Genomic DNA, 23,787 nt, shown 5'->3' on the forward strand with positions numbered 1-23,787 from the left:
TGCAGTCGTCGCCCTGAACATACAGCCCGTACACCGCGAACGCGGATACCGCTTCTGTCACTGATACTGAACGGTTGGGCGACGAAACGCGGCTCGAGAGCGATTCGAGGCTATTGGTCGAATCCGGCCCGGACCATCTCGCCCCACGTTGAGTGCCCACGGACGTACCGGATCAGCGCGAGCCACGTAATCGCGGACTTCCACTGCCGGTAGGGAACGTGCTCGAGCAGTGAGTAGCCAAGCAGGGCGGCGATATCCTTCGGATTTCGATAGCGCCGGAAACTGAGGACTTCGTTGAGGACGCTTAGCCACGACAGCAGGGTACCGATGCCGACGGCAACGCCGAGAAATAGCAAGAAGAAGGGCACGTTCAGCGCGCCGAGGATGAACGCGAACGGAACGATGACGTAGCCAAGTCCCTCGATGAGCGGGCCGAGCGCCTCGACGAACAGGAAAAACGGCATCGCAAAGAGGCCGATTGCACCGTATTTCGGGTTCCCGATCATGCTGCGATGCATCCAGAGCGTCTCGAGTAAGCCCTGATACCAGCGCATTCGCTGCCGGGCAAGCGCCTGTCGGGTCGCGGGCACTTCGGTCCAGACGACGGGGTAGGGAACGAACGTAATCGTGTAATCGGTCTCCGCGTAGTGGTGATGGAGCCGAACGATGAGTTCCATGTCCTCGGTGATCGTCTCCGTCGAGTAGCCGCCGACTTCGCGGACGGCGCTCGTGCGAAATACGCCGAACGCACCGGAGATGATCAGGAGGCCGCCGAGCGCGCTGAGGCCGATCCGTCCCGAGAGAAACGCCCGCAGGTACTCGACGGTCTGGAGCGAGGCAAGCCAGTTCTTCGAGAGGCCGACCTCCGTGACGCTGCTTCGGGTGATCGAACAGCCGTTTGCAACCCGAACCGCGCCGCCAGTCGCGATGGTCCGCTCGGGGTCTTTCAGGAACGGTTCGACGACCTCGAGCAGCGCGCCGCGCTCGACAATGCTGTCGGCATCGATGGCACAGAACAGCGGCTGATCGGTGAAGAAGACGCCTGCATTGAGCGCGTCGGCCTTCCCGCCGTTTGCCTTATCGATGACGACGAGATCGACCTCTGGCGACTGATAGACCGTATCGACTGGTTCGCAGGGGAGATCGAACGGCACGTCCGCATCCACCGGCTCGAGATCGAACGCCTCGAGCAGTTCCTCGAGCGTTTCGTCGGTCGAGCCATCGTTGATGACGACGACGTCGAAGGTACCGTACTCGAGGTTGAGCAGGGAGCGAACGGAGTCGACGATGACGGCTTCCTCGTTGTAGGCGGGAACGAGGACTGCAATACCGGGCAGAAACGGCGACCGGTAGGGGTTGTACGTTGGCTCGAGCAGCCAGTCGCGAAAGTCTCGCTGGAGCGAGACGATGGAGGCGAGATGGACGAACAGATAGCTGCCGTTGACGAGCGCAAAGTACAGCAGGAAAAACCAGCTGATGGCCCACAGCAGGAATGTGGGATCGGCAGCTACGACCATCCAGTTGCGATCCTCCGTCTCGAGCGGTGTTCGTTTTGCACCCACGCAATCGTTCGGCTGGTCTCAGTCTCAGGGCCCGCAAGCATCGGGAGGTCGTCCCCGCGTGCGGCCAGCGTCCGGGCCGCAGCGAGTCTCGAGCGGTCGTCCGGGTCATTGTAGACGCCGTAGCGAAGCCACTCGAGGGCCGGACGGTCGCCCCACTGGCCAAGCAGTTCGTAGGCAGCGGTTCGGACCTCCGGTTCGGGATCGGACAGGACGTCCTCGACGACGACGTGCTCGCGGAACGCATCGCGCCACCCCTGGCGTGCAAACGCGAGCAACGCGCCGGCACGGATCTGTGGCGACTCCGCCTCGAGCAGCGGCGGGAGCCACGCAAACTGTTCGATTTGCTCGGCGGACTGACAGTGTGAGAGGACGGTCAGACACTGCAAGAGCAGTTGGTCGTTCCACCAGCTTGCGTCGGCGCCAGCCTTTGCAAGCAGCGGCGTTGAATCCGAGCGATTGAGCTGGTAGAGCGTATCGAGGGCGTACACCGACATCGGGGTTTCGCCGTCACGGAGGAGTAATGCGGTAGCGTCCATGTCTGCGACATCCTCATCAACGGTACAGAGCAGTCGGGCGGCAGCCGCACGCGTCTCCGGCGTGGCCATGCAGTGTCGGCGCAAAAACGCCGTCGACGGCGACTGTTTGAGTAGCGTCAGCCAGATCAGCCCCCGAAGTGTGTTGAACGTCGAGCGACGCCGACACAGCGCCCTCGCGTGCTCGTCGAGGCCAAGCGCAGCCGACAGCGCGACGAATTTGCGGTGATCGCTTCCCTCGAGGCGGCGCAGATACTGAATAATCGACTGGCGAACGACGTACTGTTCGACCCTCGAGAGCGAGTCGTACCACGTCGCTGTCTCCGGGCCTGGCTCCTCGAGATGGGCAAACAGTTCGGGGAGCAAGTCGCCACGAGCGCCCTCCTGGCGCCGATCAAACCAGTATCGAACGACCGACAGCCCGAACGTGAGCGCGCCGACGAACAGACAGACGGCGACGATTACAACAAAAATCTGCAGGAGGACCATTATCGGAGCGACCGTTTGAGTCGAACAGCGATTTCGGAGGGGCTGAACGGTTTCATCACGTAGTCGTCCGCACCGAGTTCGAATCCGCGAACGACGTCTTCCTCGAGTCCGCGGCCAGTGACGAGAATCACGACGAGGTCATCGTAGCGCGAATTGTCACGGAGCCGTTTGAGAACCGTAAAGCCGTCGAGCCCTGGCATCATTACGTCGAGCAAGAGCGCGTCGGGGAGGTCCTCAGTTGCTTCCAGCGTCTCCCAGCAGTCGTCGCCGTCGGTGACGGCTTCGACCTCGAACGCGTCGGACTCGAGACGGTAGCGAAGTATCTCGATGATCGGTTCGTCGTCCTCGGCGATCAGGATCTGGTGGGTCATTCGTTGTCAGAGTCCGCCTCAATCGCTGCCAGTACAGTTGCTGTGAGTTCGGTCGCCGTCAGCGGTGTCGCACGCGGTGTTCGATAGCCACGGATCGGCAGCCACTCGCTCTCGGTCCCGTCCGGTTGCGTCGGCCGCTCGACCGGCAACTCCCCGACGGCAACGAGCGGAATCGCTTCGTCGTCGATTGGTCGGCGAAACGCAGCCAGCGTCGCGTCGTCGGCCCGGTCGACGCTATCGCCGGTGAGAAAGACACAATCGACAGTTGCTGGATCGACCATCGACAGCGTGTCAGACGAAACGTACGCCTCCTGTTCGATGGCTTGTTTGCGGTCCGTCATCGACTCGAGCGTCTCGAGAAACCGCGCATCAATATCGCCGACGACAGCGACCGCCGTGTCGGTGTCACCCTGGTCGGGAGCGAGTCCGAACCGGGATTCGAACAGCGCCTCGAGCGTCGCCACCGAAACGGTCGGCGAGAGAATGCCAGCAAGTCCCTGGAGTGGGGCTGTCCCGGCTGGCGAACCAGCGCCATCGTCTGTAGCTGGGACAACGGTCGAGACGAGCGTTACTGCCGTCTCACCGTCCGCGGCATCGATTGCGTGCTCGATCGACTCGAGAAACGGCCCGGACGGGAACCGACAATCGAGGACGAGATGCTGTGGCTCCGGCCGCTCGAGCAGCGCCATGAGTTCCTCACCAGTAGCGGCAACCTGCACCCCGTAGCCGGCCCGCTCGAACTGACTCGCAAGCGAGTCGACGAACTTGTTGTCACGACCCACCGCGAGGACGACCTCCGTCGGTTCGACTGATGATATCAGTTCGGATGGGGGCTCCTCGAGTGCCTGCTCGTCGTGGTCAGTGACGTAGCCCCCGGCGGCAGGCTCAACGGCGGTTGCGGTCTCGCCAGTCAGTGCCAGCGTCGCCGCGATGATCTCCTCGAGGGCATCGCGCTGGTCAGCCGTAATTGAGCCAAGTGCTTCATCCTCGAGCAGCGTCGCCTGCGAATGGATGACACCTAGTTGACGGCGAAGTTCGAACGCCTGCTGGGCGCTCTCGTCCGAGTGAGTCATTGCAAGAGTGGGTTTACGAACAACGAAACCAGTAATAAAACGCCGCGTGTCAAAGCAAACCGACAAGTCACGAAAACCAAATCGTACGGGACGTGCCGCTGCTGTCGTCGGTTCCGTACATGCCCGTGGTTCCAGACGACCCGAAATGTTTTTGTCCTAATATGTCTGGGGCCCGACTGGGTCACCGATAGTGAGAGGCGTCGTGGCCGGGATAGTCCCGTTCGAACCGATCCTCGAGTTCGTTGCCGTCGATCTGGACAATCACTGGCCGACCGTGCGGGCAGGCGTAGGGATTCTCACACTCGTCCAGTGCTGAGAGCAGTTCAACGACCGACCCGTCCGTAAGCGAGGTGTTGCCGGTCACCGACGGATAGCAGGCCAGGTCTCCGAGGAACTCGTCTGCGAGTGCGTCGACCGTCTCCGCACCCGCCTCGTGATCGCCTTCTATCACTGCCGTAAGAACGTCCCGCAGGTGTGCTGGCTCGAGCGTTTCGTCGAAGACGGCCGGAACGGTCGTCACCGCAATCGTGCGGTCGTCGACGCGATTCGCGTAAAAGCCGAGTCGCTCGAGGGCGTCGACCGACCGCTCGAAGACGGCTGCCTCAGCCGCGGTCAACTCGAGTTCGACTGGCGAGGCAAGCGCCTGAGCGGCCGGGTCGTCCTCGAACGCTGCCCGCAGCCGTTCGTAGTTCACCCGCTCGTCGGCAGCGTGCTGGTCGACCAGCGCGAGGCCCTCTGGCAGTTCACAGACGAGGTAGGTGTCGTGTAGTTGGCCGAGGACGCGCATCGGCGGCAGCGACTCGAACTCGCCGCCCTCGCTCACCGAGGCGTCTCCACCGAGCGTCTGCTGTTCGGTCGGCCCGTCGAATTTTCGGCTCGTCTCGGCTTCAGCGATGGTGTCAGCAGTCGACTCGAGATCGGGTGTCGCTGTCTCTGCCGACTCCGTATCTGCCGCCGGCGTCGCCGTCTCTCTCGAGGTGTCTGCACCCACTGACGGTGACGCCTCATCATTCTCACTCACGGACGTCGTCGTTTCAGCCGTCGCCGCAGAGTCGACGTTCGAGGTCGGTACAGTCGCTGGGTCGTCGTCTGCGACCGTACTCGAGTCCTCGCGTACGGAATCGGTATCGGCACTGGACGAACCCGTCTCAGCGACTGCGTGCTCGTCGTTGCTCGAGTCGGAAGCGTCCTCGTCCGCATCATCCCCTGCCACCGTCGGCGATGACTCGGTTGTCGAAAGCGACTGCTGGCTGGTCCGCTCGGCTGTTGCTGTGCGTTGGGGATCGATCCGTGCTTCATCCGGCGCAGAGCGGCCTCGGGGCGCACTTGATCGAAGCAGACCATGCTCGAGGAGCGCGCGTTCGACCGCCGAATCAACCTGTCGCCGGACTGCATCGTCGTCGTCGAAGCGCACCTCTCGCTTGCGCGGGTGGACGTTCACGTCGACGGCATCGCCGGGCACCTCGAGAAAGCAGACGACAAAGGGGTAACGGTCGCCACTCAGTTGCGTGCCGTACGCACCCATGATCCCCTCGCGAATCGCATCGGCCGTGACCGCGCGGTCGTTGACATACGTCGCGAGATACTCACGGCTCGAGCGATTGGTTTCGGGGTGTGAAACAAGCCCGAAGACGGACTCGAGTGGACCGGGTGGAAGGTCGTCGCCATCGGCATCGACGCGAATCATCGAGGAAGCGACCTCCCGGCCGTAGACGGCGAGGACGGCAGCCTGCAGGTCGCCTTGCCCCGTCGTCGCGAACACTTCGCGGTCGTCGTGGGTCAGCGAGAGTGCCACGTCGGGATTGGCCAGCGCGTAGCGCGTGACGATGCGATTGACGTGGGCGAACTCCGTCGCCGTCGTCTTCAGAAACTTTCGACGGGCAGGTGTGTTTGCGAAGAGGTCGGTAACTTCGACGGTCGTTCCCTCCGGACAGCCCGTCGGCTCGACGCTCGTCACTTCGCTGGCGTCGTAGACGAGTTCTGTCCCCGCGCCTGCTGTCGCGTCCCCGCCGTCGGCTCGAGGCCGTGATCGAATCGTCAACCGCGAGACGGAGCCAATCGTATGCAGCGCCTCGCCTCGAAAGCCGAGGGTGGCCACGCCCGACTCGAGGTCCTCGAGGCCGTCGATTTTGCTCGTCGTATGCTCGCGGACGGCTGCACGGAGGTCCGCCTCGCTCATTCCGTGGCCGTCGTCGGCGACGCGAATCAGGTCAGTCCCGCCTTCTTCGACAGTGACGTCGACACGGGAGGCACCAGCGTCGAGACTGTTCTCGAGGAGTTCCTTGACTGCGCTCGCGGGCCGTTCGACGACTTCGCCAGCGGCGATCCGAGCGACGGTGTTCTCGTCGAGTTGGCGGATTGCCGTCTTCGCGGCGGCGTCGGGCGCATCGGCGCGTGAATCCGGCGCATCGGTCATCGACCGCACCACCCCGTTCGCAGTCGGTCGCCGAGAGTCAGCATACACGAACGTTCCCGAGGGGCTGCAAAAGCGTATCGGGAAACTCCACGGTCGCTCGAAGACTTACTGCTCGAGGACGCCGTCGACGCCAGCCTGAATCGTCTCGCGGCCCGCGTCGGGGACCGTCACCAGCGGCGGGCGGACAGTGTCAGTCAGAATGACGCCGCGATACTCGAGCGCGGCTTTCGACGCGGGGGCGAAGCCGTACGCGCCACAGCCCTCGAAGAGGTCGGCAATCGCCGCCTGCAGGGCTGTGGCGCGGTCAGTCTCTGTCGTGTCATACAGTTCGACAAACGCCTCTGGAACCGCGTTCGACAGCGCGTTCACGCCGCCGTCGGCCCCCATCCGCAGCGCCGGCGCAAGCAGTGAGTCATAGCCTTGCAGATGGAGAAACTCCGCCGGTGTCGCTCGCATCGCTCCCAGGAAGTACTCGAGGTCGCCACTCGAGTCCTTCAGCCCGATGATGTTCTCGTGGTCGGCGACGGCGCTGACGGTGTCGATGGCGATTTCCTGGCCGGTACAAGCCGGAATGTTGTACAGCAGGAGCGGCAGCGCAGATTCGTCGGCGACGGCCTCGAAGTAGCGTTGATTCCCCGCGGGCGCGTTCGCCGTATGGAAGTACGGCGGGACAATAACGGCAGCGTCAGCACCGATCTCGGCGGCCTCGTCGATGTACTCGAGCGTCTCCACGACGCTCGTTGCGCCCGCACCAGCGACGACAGGGAGTTCACCGTCGACCTCGTCGACGACAATCTCGAGGATGCGGCGTCGTTCGTCGGGTGAGAGACTGGCGAACTCGCCGGTCGTTCCGTTCGGGAAGACGGCGTCGATACCCGCCGACTGCAGCGAGTCGACGAGGGTCCGAAGCGCGTCGTCATCGATACTCTCGTCCTCGTTGAACGGCGTCACAACTGGACACGTAATTCCCGCGAGAGACTCCTGCAGGGTCATAGTGGATTGTCTGAGGGCGATTGCAAAAACGTATGGATCACTGCGAGTTCGTCCGAGTGCACTGTTGAGCACGAGACGATCCCGACCGACCCACGCTGTGGTGACTCCCTCGAAAAAACTGGATCAACAGAAGTAGACCCAGACGGTGTGTTCGCTCGAGCACTCCACTGTCGTATAGTCGCCGAACGCGGCCACGTAAGGTCGTGCTTTCAGTTCGACGTCTTCGTCAGGTACCGGAACAGCCAGCGTCTCCTCACACGTCGGACACGCGATTTCCTGCGTTTGTTGGACTTGCATTTTGCCACCCATCGCACATACATCACGAACGATAATCAACTATTTCTCAGCCGCTGTGATAGCTTGGGTGTCCAAAGACGTCCTGTAGCAACCGGCGAAATGAATGGTCGCGTTACGACGCTGCTCTCAGACAGATCATCGGGAATCAGCTCTCGAGAGCACCCAGAACGCGACGGCTCCGAGCACGAACGCGAGACCGACGTTGATCGCGAGGCCAAGGATCCCAACCCCGACGACGAGCGCGAGTGCCCACCCGTCATCGACAGGTGCGAACGCAGCCCGGCCGAGCTCGAGGGCGACGACGGCGAGCAAGACGCCGAGTAGCGCGGTTGGGAATGCGGCGAGCAACGCACCCGTGGCGACCAGCGCGAGCGCGAGGTAGCCCACCCCGAGCAGGACGTTCGCGCCGGCAGTTCGCGCACCGAAGGCGTACTTTCCGGCGAGGCCGCCACTGCCATGACACATCGGCACGCCGCCGACCGGGATCGCCGCAAGGCAGGTCGCGCCCATGCTTTTTGAGAGCGTGTCGGGTGACACGTCTCGGTCGTAGAGATCACCACACAACAGCGCGGTCGCAATCGCTGCGTTCCCAATCGTCATTCCCAACTGAGCGACGGTCCCCTCGAGTGCGGCCCCCGAAATCGTCGGCGGACCAGCGGGAAAGAGGGTGGCTTCGGGCACTCGAGGCGTCGGGATGCCAGCAACAGCGACGGCCACAACGGCGCCGAGTGCCAGCACGACCAGCACGCTCGGCTGGCGATACCCGCGAAGCGCGAACAGGCCGACAACAGCGAGTCCAGCCAACGCAACGGCGGGACTGCCAACCGAAAGACCAACTGCGGACTCCAGAAGTAGGAGGGCAACGGCGAACTGGACGCCGCGAATGACCGGCTCGCCGACGACGCGCTCGAGGTGGCCGACGAGGCCGAGTTTGCCGACTACAAGCAAGACAACGCCTGCAATGAGGCCGGCCGCCGCGAGTTCGGGATAGGAGAGCGAGCCGACGATGGCCAGCCCGACGAGCGCCTTCATCGGCTCGACCGAGAGCGGCATTCCGTAGTAGAGTCCCCAAATGATCTGAAAGACGCCGAAGCCGACCAGAACGTGGGGCAAGGAGACGCTCGTCGTCGCCGCCAGCGCGATGATCAGCGGAAGCACCGTAACCGAATCCCCTAGCGCACCCGTCAGTTCCGAGGTCGAGAACTCGAGGTCAGAATCCGTCTCTCGAGGGAACGAGTACGCCATCTACCCACTCTTTGCGAACACACGGTTTTACTGTTGTGAGTAACCATCCACGGTTATGCTCGAGCAGTGTGTGAACACGTTCGGTTACGACAGGCGGGAGCCAGCAAACACGAGGGAATCGAATTGGCTCCGTTCGGCGGCACAATACAGTTATTCTGCCAGAGCGCCCACCGCTCTGCATGCCAGTCGCAACCGACGGCGGCGACGAGGAGGATGGTCTCGGGATCGGTATCGGCGTTGGATTGGCGATTGGAGCGTCCATTGGCCTGCTCACGGACAATCTCGCACTGTGGCTTCCGATGGGGCTCGTCATCGGCCTGACGATCGGTGGGATGCTCAACTGGTAGCCGAACGCGACCCTCGCACTCGAGCCGAGAGCACGGATCACCACCGCTAAGAGCGCCCCCTGCGAGCACTCGAGCGTGAGCGACCTCGGGAAAATCGACCGGCAGTTTTTCGAACAGCATATCGCGCCGAATCTCGGCGCTGAACGCGATGATGTCGCGATTGGTCCCCAACACGGCGTCGACTTCGGCGTCATCGACGTGAGCGGGCAGGCGCTCGTGACCGCGACCGATCCGATCTCGATTCTGCCGGCGCTCGGCCTCGAGCGTGCGGCACGCTTTGCACTCGATCTGATCCTCGCGGACGTGGCCGTCAGCGGGGTCCCGCCCTCGCATCTCTCGATCTGTTTCACGTTACCGGAGTCGATGACGAACGACGACTTCGCGACCGTCTGGGAGACGATTCACGCGGAGTGTGCCGACCTTGGCGTTGCCGTCGTCACCGGCCACACGGCCCGCTACTCCGATCCCACCCATCCGTGGGTCGGCGCAGCGACCGCGATGGGCGTTGGCAAGCACAACGATATCGTCCGCCCAGACGGTGCACAACCCGGCGACCGACTCCTGTTGACGACCGGCCCCGCCGCGGAGTCCGTGGGGCTGTTGAGTACCCTCTTCGGGGACCAAATCGATCTTCCGGACGAGACGATTGCCAACGCACAGACCCGCCTCGAGGACGTCTACTGTGTCCGGGACGCACTCACGGCAGCCGCGTCGGGCCCGGTAACGGCGATGCACGACGTGACTGAGGGTGGCCTCGCAGGCGCGTTGAACGAGATGGCCACTGGCGCGGGCGTCCAATTCAACATCGACCGCGATGCCGTCCCGATGCAACCCGGCGTCCAGGCCGTTTGTGACGCCCTCGAGATCGATCCCTGGGCGACGACCAGCTGTGGCTCGCTGCTGATCGCCGTCGATTCCGATGGTGTCGAGGACGTGCGCCGCGCACTCGAGGATCGTGGCACAGTCGTCGCAGAAATCGGCAGCGTCGGATCGGGATCAGGCGTGGTGGTCGAAGCGGGCGGCGATCAGGTGCGCCTCGAGCACCCGAGCGTCGATCCCTCCTGGGGAGCCTACGCCGAACTGGCGGACGACTCGTCGAACTGACTCGTACCCGAGACCCAATCAGCAGGCTTGCTCTGGCGACTCCCATGCCGTACGTTCGAGGAGGTCTGGGTTCGCCGGTTCGCACAGCGGCGCGGGGTCGACGATGCTCTCGGAGCGCATGCCCGAGACCGTCCCTTCGAATGCCGATAGGGCACCGGTCGCCGGCGAATGAGCGAGCGTCGGAGTCCCGTCGACGCGGTGTAAGCGCTCGTCGACCGGATCCGTCGGTGTGTATGAGCGCTCGAGGGTTGTGCCGTTACCATTTCCGTTCACGTCCGCGTCGGGCGATCCAATCGCCCCGTGCCAGAAGTTCCCGTTGCCGTCCTCGCTCCAAATCCGGAGGGTACCGATCCGGGCGTTCGCATGGTCGTCGTTTTCAACGAAGTCGTTCCCAGTCACCTCGTTAGTCGGAAGAATGTGATTCGCCTGGATACCCTCAACGTTGCCCGCGAGGACGTTACCCTCGTAGATCGAGTTGCCCGCACCTGTCGTCAGACCGACCGACGTGTCGGTGACGACGTTGTCGGCAACGTACGACCGCGACCCGGCCGTAAGAATTCCCTGCGAGGCGTTCCGGATCTCGTTTCCGACGATAGCGTTGTGTTCGGGATCGGTCATCACGTCGATCCCTGCAGAGACCGGATCATCGATCTGATTGTCCGCAATCAGCGTACTCGAGGTGTACATCAGATGAACACCGATCCGGTTGTTCTCGAGGACGTTGTTCCGGAAGACGACGCCGTCCGAGCGGTGGAGGTAGATCCCATCGCGACCGTCGGCGAGCGTCGAGTTCTCGACGAGGGCGTCCGGCGAGCGGATGGTCGTGACAGCCATGTAGCCGTCGCCCCAATCGTCGCTGCCTTGGACGGTGACGTTTCGGACGACAGTCTCGGGCGCGTCGCGAAGCAGGACGCCAGTCGCCGGCGACTCGACCGTCACATTCTCGACCAGCGCGTTCGAGGCGTTATCGAGTTCGATCCCGGCGTCACCCTGGCCGTACGCCATCTCGAGGAGGTCGTCGCTTTCGTCATCCCCATCCGGCTCGGTCGTGTTGCCAACGCCGTCAATCCGCAGGTCCGTGACGGCCGCGCGATCGGACTCGAGTGTAAGGACGGAACCATTGCCATCGCCGCGAAGAGTCGTCGCAGCAGCAGTTTCGGTGCCGTTACCATCCCCCTGTCCACGGATCGTAAGTGACTGATCCACCGCGATTTCCTCCGGCACCTCGTGGACGCCCGCCGGAACGACAACCGTCGACTCGGCCGGCGCGATCTCGACGGCCTCCTCGAGCGTCGCGGCGTCCTCGCCGACGACGACCTCACCGGGGCGGTCTCGCGCGGTCGTCGCCGTTGCGACCAGTTCGTCAGCGCGGGCGTGGCGCTGATCGACGCGATCTCGGACCACATCCGCGTCGTCGATCTCGAACTCGTGCTCAAGGAGGTCAGTCCAGTCGACGACGGTTCCGCCGTACTCGTCGGCAAACGCGTCGGCATCCTCGCGATCACCGAAGGGGATGGTCGTCTCGCCTGCGGGCGTTCGAGCCTCACTATCGACAACGAAGACCGCCGATTCGGCGTCAATCCAGTCTGCAGACTCACCCTCAAGCGTCGGGTATCCCTCCTCTGTGAGTCGAACGGTATCGTCGCTCGTACCGTAATCGGTGACGGACACAGAAAGCGGGTAGCCGAAGCGCTCCTCGTGGCCGGGCGCATCACGTGCGTCAACGAAGCGCTCGACGCCGCGGTAACCGACGACGAACTCGTACTGGGAGTAGAAAACTTGGGCTTTCGGCACGTCGACCTCGCTCAGATCTGCCTCATCACCTGCGTTCTCGAGAACGACACCTGTGGCGACGGTATCGTGGAACGGGACGGGTTCCGTCGACTCGCCCCCCGAACCCGCGTCGACAGCGAAGAGTCCGCCGAGTCCGACGAGGATGACCGCGAGTACGGCAACGACAAGAACGACCGAAAGTGATCGGCGACGATCGGAGACAACCATCAGAATCTCTGGCACCATCTGGGTGGGCAGAGACAATAGGCAGTCTGGTTCGCTTATCGAATAATCAGGCGCTTGAGGCCTCGAGCTTGCCGAGAAGTCGGGTTTAACCGCCGTGTTTTTACAGGAGGAGAGCGTGACGTTGACAATGGCAGATCCACGCCCGTCCAAGCGGTGGCGTCGACGCCGCGTGCTCGCTGCGGTCGGTGTCGGAAGCCTTGTCGGAGTTGCCGGCTGCGTTGGCGACGACGAGGGTCAAGACGACGTTGCGGACGACGAACGCGAACTATCTCCCCACCTCGTTGACCACCCCGGCGACGAGCCCAAAGAATTCGAGAGCGATCACAGGTGCGGCGTCTGTACGATGGGCGTAACCGATTATTCCGAGCGGAACGCCCAGCTAGCCCACGAGAACGGCGATGGCATGATGTTCTGCAGCCCCGGCTGCCTATTCGCTTACTCCGTTGCCACTGAACACTTCGACGGCCCCGACAGCGACGTCGCCGGCGTCTGGGTGACCGACTTCGACACCGGCGACCTGATCGACGGGTTTGAGGCCTACTACGCGCTCGAGCACGACGAGATTCGAGGCGACGATCCGATGGGCGTTGACCCTCGCGTCTACGAGGATGAAGCACTGGCCGTAGAGTACGTCGAAGAGTACGACGACCTCGACGAGGACGACGTTATTACGTTCTCCGAAGTGGACGAAGATATCGCGCGGATCTATCGGAGTTCAAGATTCTAGCGGAGCGGTTTGTCCCCGCGTTCTACAGAAAACGTAGGCTGGGCGTTCACAAGGGCTGATAGTGTGGCAGCGGGACGTGTGGAAGGTAAATACCGAGCGTCGCGAGGCCGTGCTGGAGCGGAATGTACCCGAGCACAACGAACGCAACGCCAAGCACGCGGTGGAGTTTTATCCTGGTCTCGAGGCTGAGCGACTGGAACAGGGTCCCGTAGACGAACAACGACGGCACCGTTCCCAGCCCGAGCGCAGCCAGTGCGAGGACGCCCCCTGCTGGCGATCCCTGTACGAACGCGTAGAGAAATGCCGGGTAGAGCAACGGGCAGGGCAACAGTCCGTGTACCGCGCCGAGCCCAGCGATCCGAGTATCGCCGACCCAAGAGTCGACGTTCGCGAGGAGTCGACCGTGAACCCGCTCGAGGGCGGGCTGAACCAGTGGAAGGGTGACAGAGCCGCCAACAAGTCCCTTGCCGGTGAGGTAAGAGAGTCCCATCACGACAATCACCACGCCGACGACGATGCCGGCGAGCGCGTGGACGTCGGTCGCGACGGCGGTCACTGCCTGCGGGGAGATGAAGACCAGCGATCCTGCCAACCCGAACAGCCCGCCGATGAGCGCGTAACTGATCGCCCGGCCGAGATTGAACAGCGCGTGCTGTTTGACCATGCCCACCGTCAGTTCGTTTCGTCCCGACGGCCCGCTCTCTTGGGCGCGCAACCGATCCGAATACGTCGTCACGAGCGGACCACACATTCCAAGACAGTGTGCGCCACCCAGGAGCCCGATCAGCGCGAAGACAACAATCCCCACCGGCTCTATCGCGGTCGGATCGAGCGCCGGGTCGTAACACTGGTCGAGGATGATCTGCAAAGCCGGCGGCGAAGACGCTTGGAGTCCGAATCCGTCGACCAACCTTGCCCCCACCATGGGTCACTCGAGGCTGTCGAGCACGCGCTCAAGGTCGTCTGCGATCTGTTCCGGATCGGGATCGTCGCCTCGGTAGGTCCGTTCGACGTATCCATCTGGGTTAACGAGGAACGTGACCGTGATATGTGCGAAGTCGTAGTCGTCGCCGAGTTCCTCGCGCTCGAACGGGATCCCGAGGTCGTCGTAGACGACGGCCTCGGCCATCTCGGCGTCCTCAGGGCGGAGATAGTGCCAGTTGTCCGCCTCGTAGTCAATGTTGAACATGTCGGCGTGCTCCCGAAGTGCATCGGCGGTGTCGCGTTCGGGGTCGAACGTCACCGCGAGAAACCGTGTTTCGTCGCCGATCCCGCGGTCGTCGGCGGCTGCCTGAGCCTGCGATATTGAGTTCAGAAGCGGGATACACTCGGCGGGACAGGACGCGAAAAAGGCAGTCACAACGAGTGCGTCCTCGAGAGTGTCCACGTCGACGGTCGTCTCGGCGATCGGATCCTCGAGTTCGAACGCCGGGAACGACTCGCCATAGATCGGATACAAGGGATCACCCTGAGCGTCCCCCTCAGGCGCGTCGAGAACGGCGTTATCAGCCGATTCATCCTCTATCAGTCCGGTTAGACAGCCAGCGACGGCCGTCAGTCCGGCTGTCGCTCCGAGAGTCAGCGTGCGGCGACGATTCATTACGAGAACGTAGCGATCGGACGGCCAAGTAGCATCTGGTGTAACCGTCGAAAACAGAATAGAGACGCATCATTTCGCCGGAACAACGATGGGAGCGTTCGGCGACCGTACCAGATTCAATTTATTCGTTGAGTTCCTTGGTCCAGTATGGACGAGCAACGGTTTACGGAGAGTCGAGACGGGAGCGCCACTGGCGGAGTCGGCAAGAGACTAAGCCGCAGAACCGTGCTGGTCGGTGCCGCTGGCGTCAGCGTCGCCGCGCTTGCCGGCTGTCTCGGCGGGGACGACGAGACACCCGACCCAATCACGATCGATGGGGATCAGGCCTGCGACCAGTGTACGATGCAGATCGGCCAGCACCCCGGCCCGGTCGGACAGACCCACTATACTGATCCCGAGGACATTGTCGACGAAGATCGGCCGGCGCAATTCTGCAGTTCGACCTGTACCTACACCCACACGTTCGAGCAAGAAGACGCCGACCACGATCCGACCGCAATCTACCTGACCGATTACTCGAGCGTCGACTACGACATCGGACTCGACGGCGACGCCGAAGAAATCAGTAGCCACCTCGAGGCCGACGCGTTCGGGGAAGCCAACGGCCTCACGCTGGTCGTCGACAGCGACGTTGAGGGCGCAATGGGGCCGTCGATGATCGGATTTGGCGACGCCGATGAGGCCGAGCAATTCCAGAGCGAGTACGGCGGCGAACTGTACGAACACGAGGATGTGACTCCCGAGTTGGTCATGTCCCTGATGGACTAATTCTCGGTCCGGATTACACCCCTTCGAAGGAAGAGACAACTGATCGAACACAACGACCAGCCGTCAGTCGCGACCGCCCAGATCGGACTCGAGGCAGAGCCGACAGTCCCCAAGGATCCAGTGGATGACCACCGAACTCGAGCCGATTACCATCGGACGCCCCAGGTCGCGACCGCGAGCGAGCCGATCGTCCACGCCGCCAACCCGGCGAGACTCGCCAGCGGCGACGCCACCTGCGGTCCCGTTCCCATCGCGAGAGTGGTCAGTTCGTACGGCGGCTGCTGATCGATCGTCGCTTACCACGACTCGTTTCCCGTGAGTTCGGTCGACGAGTAATCAGTGGCGTAGACCGTCAGGAGATAGCCAAACCGTTGGATGTGCGCCGACAATCGCTGAGTCTCGACGCCGTCGTAGCCGACAAGGGATCGGGCGTGAAACATCCGTGTGTTCTAGGACGTGCGCTCCTGCTCGAGGCTGCGCTTGTCCTCGAGAGCGATTTCCATCGAGGACGGATTGTCGAAGGCTGCAGGCTCGAGACTGGGCGATTCGCCGGCGGCTACGAACAGTCCAACCGCGACCACCGCGGCGATGAGGGAAGCGTGCTCACAGCGACGAGACCTAACGATCCCTTCACAGTTTCCGTAGTTGTGGAAACGACGTATAGCGTTTGGTGCACCCCTCAAAGGGGCAACAGTTCACTCGAGGAACCAGTTATCGACGTGACTGACGACCATCATCGATTTGTATAACAGGCGAATACAGCCGTGTATGCGAACTCCAGCACCCGAGACGCGTCCGATTGCGCTGACAATCGCCGGCAGCGACTCCGGCGGCGGCGCTGGCATCCAGGCCGATCTGGCGACGATGGCCGCCCACGGCGTCTTCGGCACGTCGGCAATTACGGCCGTCACCGCCCAGCACACCCGCGGCGTCGAGTCGTCGTTTGCACTGCCCACCGCGGAGGTCGAGGCTCAGATCGACGCCGTCACCGACGACTTTGCGGTCGGCGCTGCGAAGACAGGCATGCTCGCAACCACTGAGATTGTCGAAACCGTCGCCGGGCACGCCCGTGAGTTCGACTTCCCGCTGGTCGTCGACCCTGTCATGGTCGCAACGACCGGCGACCGGCTGCTCGAGCCCGCAGCCGAACGCGCCTACGAGAACTTACTCGGCGAAGCCACGCTCGCGACGCCGAACGCCGACGAAGCCGAAGTGCTGACTGGAATCGCCGTCGAGGACGCAGATAGCGCCCGCGAGGCCGGGAACGAACTGCTCGAAACTGACGTCGACGCCGCACTCATCAAGGGCGGCCACGTTCCCGGCGAGCAGGTACAGGACATCCTCGTTACCGCCGACGGAAGCCAAACGTTCGAACATCCGCGAATCGACACCGAAGCGACCCACGGCTCTGGGTGCTCGCTTGCGGCGGCACTCGCCGCCCGATTAGCAAACGGCGACCCGCTCGCAGACGCCGTCGCGGGCGCGACAGACTTCCTCGCCCGTGCAGTCCGGTACTACTACGATGTCGGCGAGGGTCCCGGCGCAGTCAACCACGCTGTCGACCTGCGAAACGCCGCCGCTCGCGAGGCGACTACCGAGGAGGTCGAAATTATCCTCGAGCGCGTCGTCACAGCCGACGTGAGCGCGTTGGTCCCTGAAGTCGGGATGAACATCGTCGGTGCGACGCCGTACGCCGAATCCGTCGACGAGACCGCCGCCGTCGAGGGACGCATCCACCGAACCCTGTCAGGCGTCCAGCCCACCCGCGGCGTCCGATTCGGGGCCTCGAGTCACGTCGCAGGCGTGCTCCTTGAGTTGCGCGAGTCGGTCCCTGACCTGCGATTCGCAGTCAACTGCCGCTTCGACGACGCGTTCGAGGAAGCACTCGAGACGCTCGAGTGGGACATCGCCGAGGCCGGAGAGGCCGACGCTCGAGACACAGCGCCAGCAGTCGTCCTCGAGGCAGGCGGCGACAGCACGGAGCCGATGGCGTACGTCGTCGCGACCGACCTGCAGACGCTCCTCGAGCGCGTGTTGAGACTCGATGAAACGGTCGAGGACGCCGAGCGGTCAACACGGTCGTGAGTGGACGACTCCTCGCGTACTCCGTCATGATCCGACGAGTTATTAGTACGTGACTAGATACCACGAGTTATGGTCGAGAACCCCTTTGACGTGGAGATCCGCGTTGGCGAAGTCCTCAAGGCGGAAGCGTTTCCCGAGGCCAACAAGCCGAAGATGACGAAACTCTGGATCGACCTCGGCGAGGACCACGGCGAGATTCAATCGGCGGCACAACTCGACGAACACTACGATGCAGCCGATATCGAGGGCAGACAGGTGCTGTGTGCGACGAATCTCGGCTCAGTGCGGATTGCGGGATTCAAATCTGAAGCGTTGACGGTCTGTGTACCGGGTGAGGAGGAGTATCCCGTGCTCGTCGAACCGGACACGGAGGTGCCACTCGGTGGCCTCCTGTTTTGAGCCCAGCGGCGTCTTCGGTCGGAACAGATAACAGTCACCACCAGTTCATAACCCGATCTCGCGGTACGTAACAAAACAGATAGTTTTTCTCATCAAACCGACCGACAGAACCTGTCCAGTAGCTGTGAGAAAAGAGGCAACAGCGAACGAGATGCGTGTCGTAGGCCGTTATCCGACTGATAACGACCGAATTAATCCACTGCCACGATTGTCGATAATTACACGGCAACAATACTTATGCCGGCGTTCGCCCGTTGTGTAGTCATGTCACTACAGGATGGGACTGGGCGCGAACGCTCGTCACGAGACGGCGTGACCACGGCACAGGAAATCACCCTCGAGCGTCGAGAGATCGAGCAGCTAAAGTCGTTCGTCGGGTTCGACCGCGAAGATGAACGCACCCTCGAGTCACTCGCAGGCGTTTTCGATCAAGTGAGCGACGACCTGTCGGCGGAGTACACAGACCACGTGCGAACGCAGGACGACGTCAACGAAGCCATCGCAAACGCGCCGATCACCGAGTCGCAGTTTCGCGCCGAGCAGCGCCGGTATTTGGAGGGCTTCGCAAGCGGCGACTACGACCGAGACTTCTTCGAACGACGCGTCTCTTCTGCCAGTATCGATCCGTTTCTGGATGCCGGACTCGACTCCTACGTCAGTTCCTTTAGCAGCTACTACGAGCGACTGCTTACCGAAATCGCTGCGGACGTAAAAGCCGAGTTCGGGGACGAAACCGCAGGAACCGATGCCGTTGACGACGCCGTCGAGGAAACCCTCGAGCGCTCGCTGTCTGTTCTGAAACTCGCGACGATGGACCAGCACCTCGCCATCGAGACCCGTGTTGACGTCTATATGGAACAACTCGAGGAGCATGCTGAACGCCGCGAGAGCGTTCGTGAGGATCTGACGGAGACGGTTGCCGACCTCGAGGGGTACGCCAATCAGATTAACGACGGCACGGCGGAGATCAACGAGGTCGCCCAGGAACAGTCGTCCTCAATGGCTGAAATTGCAAACGAATTATCCGATCTGAGCGCGACCGTCGAGGAGATCGCCTCGAACACCGAGGAAGTCAGTGCAACGACCGAACGGGCCGAAGACGTCGCGACGAAGACGACCGAAACGGCTAACGAGGCCATCTCGAAGATGGAGCGAGTCAACGGGGCCGCAGACGAGGTTACCGAAGACGTCGAAGACCTTCGTGAGGGCGTCCAGCGCATCGACGAAATCGTCGACGTGATCAACGACATCGCCGACCAGACCAACCTGCTCGCGCTGAACGCCTCAATCGAGGCCGCAACTGCGGGTGAAGCGGGCGACGGCTTTGCGGTCGTTGCAAATGAGGTCAAATCCCTGGCTGAGGAATCTCAGGAGGAGGCCGCGACGATCGAGCGAATGGTAAACCAGATCCAAGACGATACCGAAGACACAGTTGACAGCCTCGAGGAGGCAAACGAGGAAATCGAAGACGGCGTCGAACTGGTCGAAGAAACTGTCGAGAATCTCGGCGAGATCGAAGCAGCGATCGGCGAGTCCGCGACGGGGATCGACGAGGTCGCGGCGGCGACGGACGATCAGGCCGCAAGCACTGAGGAGGTCGCGGGGATGGCGGATGCGGTCATGGAGAACGCAGACGAAATCGCCACCGAGACGGAAGCGCTCGTCGAGGCGAACGAGAAGGCAAATGCACGAGTCGGAGATATCGTCACAGCTGTTGATCGGCTAACCGAAGTCGAACAAGAAGAGGGGCTCTGAGTAGACAGTAAGATCGACACGGCAGATAGCTAAGTAATGTCTGGCGTTGATTTCGAATTTGGTGTGCTAAACACAATCCGTATTAGCTACCAGTACAATTGTTCACATACAGTACAACAGCGACAACAATGGTTTTGGTGTTGTAGCCTGTATTTGGAAATATGAGTGTCCGAATCGAAGGGTTTGAAGGGCTTTCGGACCGTGTTGAGTCCATCGGAGGAGAGAACACAATCACAATGTCGGAGCTCTTCCGCCCTGATTTCATGCAGACGTACACGGACTACGATACCATCGAGGCGTTCTTTGATGAGAGTCCGTGGACAGTTGAATCACAAGCGGACTTCGAAACGATTCCGCAAGACGAGTTTGACATGTATGTCGATGAAAATACAGGCTTCAACTCATGGGAGATGATGTTGAAAGCAGCAGGGCGTGAATGGATCAGTCGGCAACTAAATATTAGCTAACGCTCCGATCCTGCTCTGGATCTTCGCCTGTGCACTCACTTTCTGGTTCGGGTTCTGTGTCCTCTTCTGTTCCTTCTGCTGGTTGCTGCTCGTGCTCTCGGTTAGGGACATGAAGATGAAAATCAATATCGTTGTTGTCTCCCTCGACGACAAACCCTGTTTCAGGGCCTGTTGTGTTGTGTGATTGTTTACCCCTACTGGCTGATATCAGAGTCATTGTAAGCGAAATTAGCGTTGCAATTCCAGTCACAAGTTGCCACACCGTCTCGAGTTGTGATGTGATATCCCCGACATTCGGTGATTCGACGATGATCGTAACCTCGAGTAGAAAGCTTCCGAGAAACAATCCAGACACGAAAACAGTGAGTATCGCTGCTTGAGCCGTCGTCAGTGGAACGTCAACTTCTGAAAGCCGGCTTCGAAAACTCATTCCTCGTCAGACTCGTCTAACTCGCTGGCGTCGAGGTCGTCCCCAAGCTGATCATCAACATAGCTGTTCCCCCACTTGTTGCGCGGTTCAATCCTGCGCTGGAAGTCTGCCAAGTCGTACATATCCAGGAATCAGACTGTCGAGTTATAAAATATTTATTATAAAACTATGCGAAATATGGTTTGTTATCTTTGTGACTCGGAAGAGAAGCTTCTACGTTCTTTTCTTGAGTGAGACAAATTTTTCTTTCATCTGAGTCTGTCTCTGATGGGGTATCAAGGACTATATGGACTAAACAGTAAGTTGGAGGTGGGAGACTACGAATCGGAGGCGGGAGACGGCAAACAACAATCCATCCTACCCGACCGCGAACCCGTAGCACTTTACCCATCGGAACACAGTCGGACTGGTATGACAGAGGCGACGGGTATCGTCGGGGAGTTTCTCTCGCTCAAAGCAGAGACCGACGCCGATATTCTGGCGATGCAGTGTGGCGACTTCTACGAATTCTTCGCTGATGACGCCGAACTCGTCGCCGACGAACTCGATCTCAAACTCTCGAAAAAATCCTCGCATGGCTCATCGTATCCCATGGCCGGCGTCCCGCTTGCGGATCTGACGCCCTATCTCAAAGCCCTGGTCGAACGCGGTTACCGCGTCGCCGTCGCCGACCAGTACGAAACCGACTCCGGCCACGCCCGCGAAATCGTCCGCGTCGTCACGCCCGGCACCCTCCTCGAGACGACGGATGCCGACGCCCAGTATCTGGCGGCGGTGGTCGACGGCGACGCGATCGGTGCCAACGACGGGACAGCATTCGGCCTCGCGTTCGCAGACGTGACCACCGGCCGATTCCTGGTCACCGACGCCGCAGACGCAGACGACGCACTGACCGAACTCTATCGATTCGATCCCGTCGAGGTGCTGCCGGGACCTGACGCCCGCGCGAACGACGAGTTGCTGAATACACTCCGCGAACGCACCGACGCGACGCTGACGCTGCACGACACCGAGGCGTTCGCCCCCAAACGCGCGGATCACGCCGTCGGCGATCACTTCGGTCGCGAAACGGTCGACCGCCTCGCGGTCGGTGAGGCCACAATCGCGGCCGCCGGCGCAATTCTCGAGTACGTCGACGAAACCGGTGCGGGCGTCCTCGCCTCGATGACCCGAATTCAGGCCCATCAGGGCGATGACCACGTCACGCTGGATGCGACGACCCAGCGCAATCTCGAACTCACGGAGACGATGCAAGGCGAGCGCGATGGCTCACTCTTTCAGACAATCGACCACACCGAAACCAGCGCCGGCGGCCGCCTCCTCAAAGAGTGGCTCCAGCGACCCCGGCGCTCACTCGAGGTCCTCGAGCGTCGCCAAGAGTCAGTCGCTGCGCTCTCTTCGGCCGCGCTCGCACGCGATGAAATACAGGACCAACTCGGAGAGGCGTACGATCTGGCGCGACTGGCATCGAAGGCAAGCCACGGCAGCGCGGACGCTCGAGACCTGCGCGCAGCGGCCGAGACACTCGGCGTCCTCCCCGCGCTCGCGGAGACGATTGCCTCGAGTCCGGACCTCGCGGAGTCGCCGCTTTCCGAGATCATCGATCGGCCGGATCGCGAGGCGGCCAGCGAGTTACGCGAAACACTCGAAGAGGCCATCACCGATGACCCGCCCTCGACGGTCACGCAGGGCGAACTCTTCCAGCGGGGCTACGATCCTGACCTCGATGCGGTAATCGACCAACACGAGGAAGTCAAGGAGTGGCTCGACAGCCTCGCCGACCGCGAAAAGCGCCAGTACAGCCTGAGTCACGTCACCGTCGACCGGAACAAGACCGACGGCTACTACATCCAGGTCGGCAAATCCGCCGCCGACGGCGTCCCCGACCACTACGAGCAGATCAAGACGCTCAAGAACTCGAAGCGATTCACGACCGACGAACTCGAGGACAAGGAGCGCGAAATCCTCCGACTCGAGGAACAACGCGGTGAACTCGAGTATGAACTGTTCGAAGAGTTGCGCGAGGAAGTCGCTTCCCGCGCCGAGTTACTGCAGGACGTTGGCCGAGCGCTTGCCACAATTGATGCGCTCTCGAGTCTTGCCTCCCACGCCGCGGAAAATCGCTGGACGAAGCCCGACCTGCACCGGGGCGACGAACTGCGACTCGAGCAGGGTCGCCACCCCGTCGTCGAGCAGACCACGGAGTTCGTCCCGAACGACGTGCAGATGGACGAGGATCGAGGTTTCCTCGTCGTCACCGGCCCCAACATGTCCGGCAAATCGACGTACATGCGCCAGGTCGCCGGCATCGTCCTGTTGGCCCAGATCGGTAGTTTCGTTCCCGCGAAAGAGGCCGAGATCGGCCTTGTAGACGGCATCTTCACCCGCGTTGGCGCACTGGACGAACTCGCACAGGGGCGCTCGACGTTTATGGTCGAGATGAGCGAACTCTCGAACATTCTGCACGCAGCGACCGAGGAGTCGCTCGTGATTCTTGACGAAGTAGGCCGTGGTACCGCAACGTACGACGGCATCTCGATTGCCTGGGCCGCGACGGAGTACCTGCACAACGAAGTGCAAGCGAAGACCCTCTTTGCCACTCACTACCACGAACTGACCGGCCTCGCCGACAGCCTCCCGCGGGTTGCCAACGTCCACGTCGCGGCCGACGAGCGCGACGGCGACGTGACCTTCCTGCGCACCGTCCGCGACGGTCCGACGGATCGCTCCTACGGGATTCACGTCGCCGACCTCGCGGGCGTCCCCGACCCCGTCGTCGAACGTTCGAGAGACGTCCTCGAGCGCCTGCGCGAAGAGAAAGCCATCGAAGCGAAAGGCGGTGGCTCGAGCGAGCCGGTACAGGCGGTGTTCGACCTTGGCAGCGGACAGTTCAGCGGTGCAGCAAGCGCAGACGGTGGCCAGTCGGCGGGCGAATCCGAAACCGACGGCGACGATGCAGAGACAATCGACCCCGAAGCGAAGGCCGTCCTCGAAGATCTCGAGACGCTCGAGGTGAACACGACGCCGCCAATCGAGTTGGTCTCGAAGGTCCAGAAACTCCAGCAGCGACTCGAGGACGGAGACAACTGAGCCGCGCGTATTTTTTG

General features: G+C 61.9%; 22 protein-coding genes and 1 pseudogene. 9 read left to right on the forward strand and 14 right to left on the reverse strand.

The features are described from left to right. Nucleotides 1-110: 110 nt before the first annotated feature. The 8 genes from G6M89_RS03340 to G6M89_RS03375 all read right to left on the reverse strand — a co-directional run bounded on the left by G6M89_RS03340 (nucleotide 111) and on the right by G6M89_RS03375 (nucleotide 8,979). Entirely contained in the window at nucleotides 111-1,517 is a 1,407-nt protein-coding gene (locus G6M89_RS03340; RefSeq protein WP_165160371.1) for a glycosyltransferase family 2 protein, read from the reverse strand. Continuing rightward, on the reverse strand, nucleotides 1,508-2,584 hold the full coding sequence (locus tag G6M89_RS03345; protein ID WP_165160372.1) for a HEAT repeat domain-containing protein: 1,077 nt from the start codon (nucleotides 2,582-2,584) through the stop codon (nucleotides 1,508-1,510). The genes G6M89_RS03340 and G6M89_RS03345 overlap by 10 nt, the downstream gene beginning before the upstream one ends. Further along, nucleotides 2,584-2,955: a response regulator transcription factor gene (locus tag G6M89_RS03350; protein WP_165160373.1), complete on the reverse strand. Its 372-nt coding sequence runs from the start codon at nucleotides 2,953-2,955 to the stop codon at nucleotides 2,584-2,586. Before G6M89_RS03350 ends, G6M89_RS03345 begins: the two co-directional genes overlap by 1 nt. Further along, nucleotides 2,952-4,028 carry a hypothetical protein gene (locus G6M89_RS03355; RefSeq protein WP_165160374.1) on the reverse strand — a complete coding sequence of 359 codons (1,077 nt, stop codon included), beginning with the start codon at nucleotides 4,026-4,028 and terminating at the stop codon, nucleotides 2,952-2,954. The genes G6M89_RS03350 and G6M89_RS03355 overlap by 4 nt, the downstream gene beginning before the upstream one ends. 181 nt (nucleotides 4,029-4,209) lie before the next feature. Continuing rightward, nucleotides 4,210-6,444 carry a DNA mismatch repair endonuclease MutL gene (mutL, locus tag G6M89_RS03360; RefSeq protein ID WP_165160375.1) on the reverse strand — a complete coding sequence of 745 codons (2,235 nt, stop codon included), beginning with the start codon at nucleotides 6,442-6,444 and terminating at the stop codon, nucleotides 4,210-4,212. Between the two features lie 105 nt (nucleotides 6,445-6,549). Further along, nucleotides 6,550-7,437, reverse strand: a complete 888-nt coding sequence (locus G6M89_RS03365) for a dihydrodipicolinate synthase family protein (protein ID WP_165160376.1) — start codon at nucleotides 7,435-7,437, stop codon at nucleotides 6,550-6,552. Nucleotides 7,438-7,560: 123 nt separating this feature from the next. Then, entirely contained in the window at nucleotides 7,561-7,734 is a 174-nt protein-coding gene (locus tag G6M89_RS03370) for a hypothetical protein (RefSeq protein WP_165160377.1), read from the reverse strand. Between the two features lie 135 nt (nucleotides 7,735-7,869). Beyond that, complete coding sequence (locus tag G6M89_RS03375; protein WP_165160378.1) at nucleotides 7,870-8,979, reverse strand: putative sulfate/molybdate transporter; 1,110 nt, start codon at nucleotides 8,977-8,979, stop codon at nucleotides 7,870-7,872. Between the two features lie 179 nt (nucleotides 8,980-9,158). Between G6M89_RS03375 and G6M89_RS03380 the strand changes: the two genes are divergently transcribed. Together G6M89_RS03380 and G6M89_RS03385 are read left to right on the forward strand one after the other, a co-directional pair. Then, nucleotides 9,159-9,326 carry a hypothetical protein gene (locus tag G6M89_RS03380; protein WP_165160379.1) on the forward strand — a complete coding sequence of 56 codons (168 nt, stop codon included), beginning with the start codon at nucleotides 9,159-9,161 and terminating at the stop codon, nucleotides 9,324-9,326. 75 nt (nucleotides 9,327-9,401) lie between these two features. Continuing rightward, nucleotides 9,402-10,430, forward strand: a complete 1,029-nt coding sequence (locus G6M89_RS03385; protein ID WP_165160380.1) for an AIR synthase family protein — start codon at nucleotides 9,402-9,404, stop codon at nucleotides 10,428-10,430. Between the two features lie 18 nt (nucleotides 10,431-10,448). Here the strand turns inward: G6M89_RS03385 and G6M89_RS03390 are convergent, their stop codons facing one another. Beyond that, nucleotides 10,449-12,431, reverse strand: coding sequence for a NosD domain-containing protein (locus tag G6M89_RS03390; RefSeq protein WP_165160381.1), 1,983 nt, complete (start codon nucleotides 12,429-12,431; stop codon nucleotides 10,449-10,451). A 145-nt stretch (nucleotides 12,432-12,576) separates the two neighbouring features. On the opposite strand from G6M89_RS03390, the gene G6M89_RS03395 reads away from it, so the two are divergent. Then, entirely contained in the window at nucleotides 12,577-13,176 is a 600-nt protein-coding gene (locus tag G6M89_RS03395; RefSeq protein WP_165160382.1) for a nitrous oxide reductase accessory protein NosL, read from the forward strand. Nucleotides 13,177-13,222: 46 nt separating this feature from the next. On the opposite strand, the gene G6M89_RS03400 is transcribed toward G6M89_RS03395, so the two are convergent. Further along, nucleotides 13,223-14,101 carry a sulfite exporter TauE/SafE family protein gene (locus tag G6M89_RS03400; protein ID WP_165160383.1) on the reverse strand — a complete coding sequence of 293 codons (879 nt, stop codon included), beginning with the start codon at nucleotides 14,099-14,101 and terminating at the stop codon, nucleotides 13,223-13,225. Nucleotides 14,102-14,104: 3 nt separating this feature from the next. Further along, nucleotides 14,105-14,776, reverse strand: coding sequence for an SCO family protein (locus G6M89_RS03405; RefSeq protein WP_165160384.1), 672 nt, complete (start codon nucleotides 14,774-14,776; stop codon nucleotides 14,105-14,107). Between the two features lie 147 nt (nucleotides 14,777-14,923). Here G6M89_RS03405 and G6M89_RS03410 point away from each other — a divergent pair, with 147 nt between their 5' ends. Next, nucleotides 14,924-15,544, forward strand: a complete 621-nt coding sequence (locus G6M89_RS03410; RefSeq protein WP_165160385.1) for a nitrous oxide reductase accessory protein NosL — start codon at nucleotides 14,924-14,926, stop codon at nucleotides 15,542-15,544. Nucleotides 15,545-15,690: 146 nt separating this feature from the next. On the opposite strand, the pseudogene G6M89_RS22845 reads toward G6M89_RS03410, so the two are convergent. Beyond that, nucleotides 15,691-15,801, reverse strand: a pseudogene (locus G6M89_RS22845) (ABC transporter permease); the annotation flags it as partial. A gap of 192 nt (nucleotides 15,802-15,993) precedes the next feature. Continuing rightward, entirely contained in the window at nucleotides 15,994-16,125 is a 132-nt protein-coding gene (locus G6M89_RS22530; protein WP_255487983.1) for a hypothetical protein, read from the reverse strand. 187 nt (nucleotides 16,126-16,312) lie between these two features. Here G6M89_RS22530 and thiD point away from each other — a divergent pair, with 187 nt between their 5' ends. From thiD to G6M89_RS03435, 4 genes are all read left to right on the forward strand, one after another. Continuing rightward, entirely contained in the window at nucleotides 16,313-17,629 is a 1,317-nt protein-coding gene (gene thiD / locus G6M89_RS03420; protein WP_165160386.1) for a bifunctional hydroxymethylpyrimidine kinase/phosphomethylpyrimidine kinase, read from the forward strand. Nucleotides 17,630-17,698: 69 nt separating this feature from the next. Continuing rightward, a complete protein-coding gene (locus G6M89_RS03425) occupies nucleotides 17,699-18,028 on the forward strand; it encodes a tRNA-binding protein (RefSeq protein ID WP_165160387.1) in 330 nt (109 codons plus the stop codon). A gap of 264 nt (nucleotides 18,029-18,292) precedes the next feature. Then, complete coding sequence (locus G6M89_RS03430; RefSeq protein WP_165160388.1) at nucleotides 18,293-19,783, forward strand: globin-coupled sensor protein; 1,491 nt, start codon at nucleotides 18,293-18,295, stop codon at nucleotides 19,781-19,783. A gap of 161 nt (nucleotides 19,784-19,944) precedes the next feature. Continuing rightward, a complete protein-coding gene (locus G6M89_RS03435; protein ID WP_165160389.1) occupies nucleotides 19,945-20,250 on the forward strand; it encodes a hypothetical protein in 306 nt (101 codons plus the stop codon). Between the two features lie 426 nt (nucleotides 20,251-20,676). On the opposite strand, the gene G6M89_RS22535 is transcribed toward G6M89_RS03435, so the two are convergent. Then, on the reverse strand, nucleotides 20,677-20,802 hold the full coding sequence (locus tag G6M89_RS22535) for a hypothetical protein (protein ID WP_255487984.1): 126 nt from the start codon (nucleotides 20,800-20,802) through the stop codon (nucleotides 20,677-20,679). A gap of 289 nt (nucleotides 20,803-21,091) precedes the next feature. On the opposite strand from G6M89_RS22535, the gene mutS reads away from it, so the two are divergent. Next, entirely contained in the window at nucleotides 21,092-23,770 is a 2,679-nt protein-coding gene (gene mutS / locus G6M89_RS03440) for a DNA mismatch repair protein MutS (RefSeq protein ID WP_165160390.1), read from the forward strand. Nucleotides 23,771-23,787 lie beyond the last annotated feature (17 nt).

Origin of the sequence: Natronolimnobius sp. AArcel1, from assembly GCF_011043775.1 — an archaeon.
Classification (GTDB): domain Archaea; phylum Halobacteriota; class Halobacteria; order Halobacteriales; family Natrialbaceae; genus Natronolimnobius.

Coding starts and splice junctions, on each gene's coding strand:
- G6M89_RS03340 (WP_165160371.1), bottom strand. CDS start 1,517: ATGGTCGTAGCTGCCGATCCCACATTCCTGCTGTGGGCCATCAGCTGG.
- G6M89_RS03345 (WP_165160372.1), bottom strand. CDS start 2,584: ATGGTCCTCCTGCAGATTTTTGTTGTAATCGTCGCCGTCTGTCTGTTC.
- G6M89_RS03350 (WP_165160373.1), bottom strand. CDS start 2,955: ATGACCCACCAGATCCTGATCGCCGAGGACGACGAACCGATCATCGAG.
- G6M89_RS03355 (WP_165160374.1), bottom strand. CDS start 4,028: ATGACTCACTCGGACGAGAGCGCCCAGCAGGCGTTCGAACTTCGCCGT.
- mutL (WP_165160375.1), bottom strand. CDS start 6,444: ATGACCGATGCGCCGGATTCACGCGCCGATGCGCCCGACGCCGCCGCG.
- G6M89_RS03365 (WP_165160376.1), bottom strand. CDS start 7,437: ATGACCCTGCAGGAGTCTCTCGCGGGAATTACGTGTCCAGTTGTGACG.
- G6M89_RS03370 (WP_165160377.1), bottom strand. CDS start 7,734: ATGCAAGTCCAACAAACGCAGGAAATCGCGTGTCCGACGTGTGAGGAG.
- G6M89_RS03375 (WP_165160378.1), bottom strand. CDS start 8,979: ATGGCGTACTCGTTCCCTCGAGAGACGGATTCTGACCTCGAGTTCTCG.
- G6M89_RS03380 (WP_165160379.1), top strand. CDS start 9,159: ATGCCAGTCGCAACCGACGGCGGCGACGAGGAGGATGGTCTCGGGATC.
- G6M89_RS03390 (WP_165160381.1), bottom strand. CDS start 12,431: ATGGTTGTCTCCGATCGTCGCCGATCACTTTCGGTCGTTCTTGTCGTT.
- G6M89_RS03395 (WP_165160382.1), top strand. CDS start 12,577: ATGGCAGATCCACGCCCGTCCAAGCGGTGGCGTCGACGCCGCGTGCTC.
- G6M89_RS03400 (WP_165160383.1), bottom strand. CDS start 14,101: ATGGTGGGGGCAAGGTTGGTCGACGGATTCGGACTCCAAGCGTCTTCG.
- G6M89_RS03405 (WP_165160384.1), bottom strand. CDS start 14,776: ATGAATCGTCGCCGCACGCTGACTCTCGGAGCGACAGCCGGACTGACG.
- G6M89_RS03410 (WP_165160385.1), top strand. CDS start 14,924: ATGGACGAGCAACGGTTTACGGAGAGTCGAGACGGGAGCGCCACTGGC.
- thiD (WP_165160386.1), top strand. CDS start 16,313: ATGCGAACTCCAGCACCCGAGACGCGTCCGATTGCGCTGACAATCGCC.
- G6M89_RS03425 (WP_165160387.1), top strand. CDS start 17,699: ATGGTCGAGAACCCCTTTGACGTGGAGATCCGCGTTGGCGAAGTCCTC.
- G6M89_RS03430 (WP_165160388.1), top strand. CDS start 18,293: ATGTCACTACAGGATGGGACTGGGCGCGAACGCTCGTCACGAGACGGC.
- G6M89_RS03435 (WP_165160389.1), top strand. CDS start 19,945: ATGAGTGTCCGAATCGAAGGGTTTGAAGGGCTTTCGGACCGTGTTGAG.
- G6M89_RS22535 (WP_255487984.1), bottom strand. CDS start 20,802: ATGTACGACTTGGCAGACTTCCAGCGCAGGATTGAACCGCGCAACAAG.
- mutS (WP_165160390.1), top strand. CDS start 21,092: ATGACAGAGGCGACGGGTATCGTCGGGGAGTTTCTCTCGCTCAAAGCA.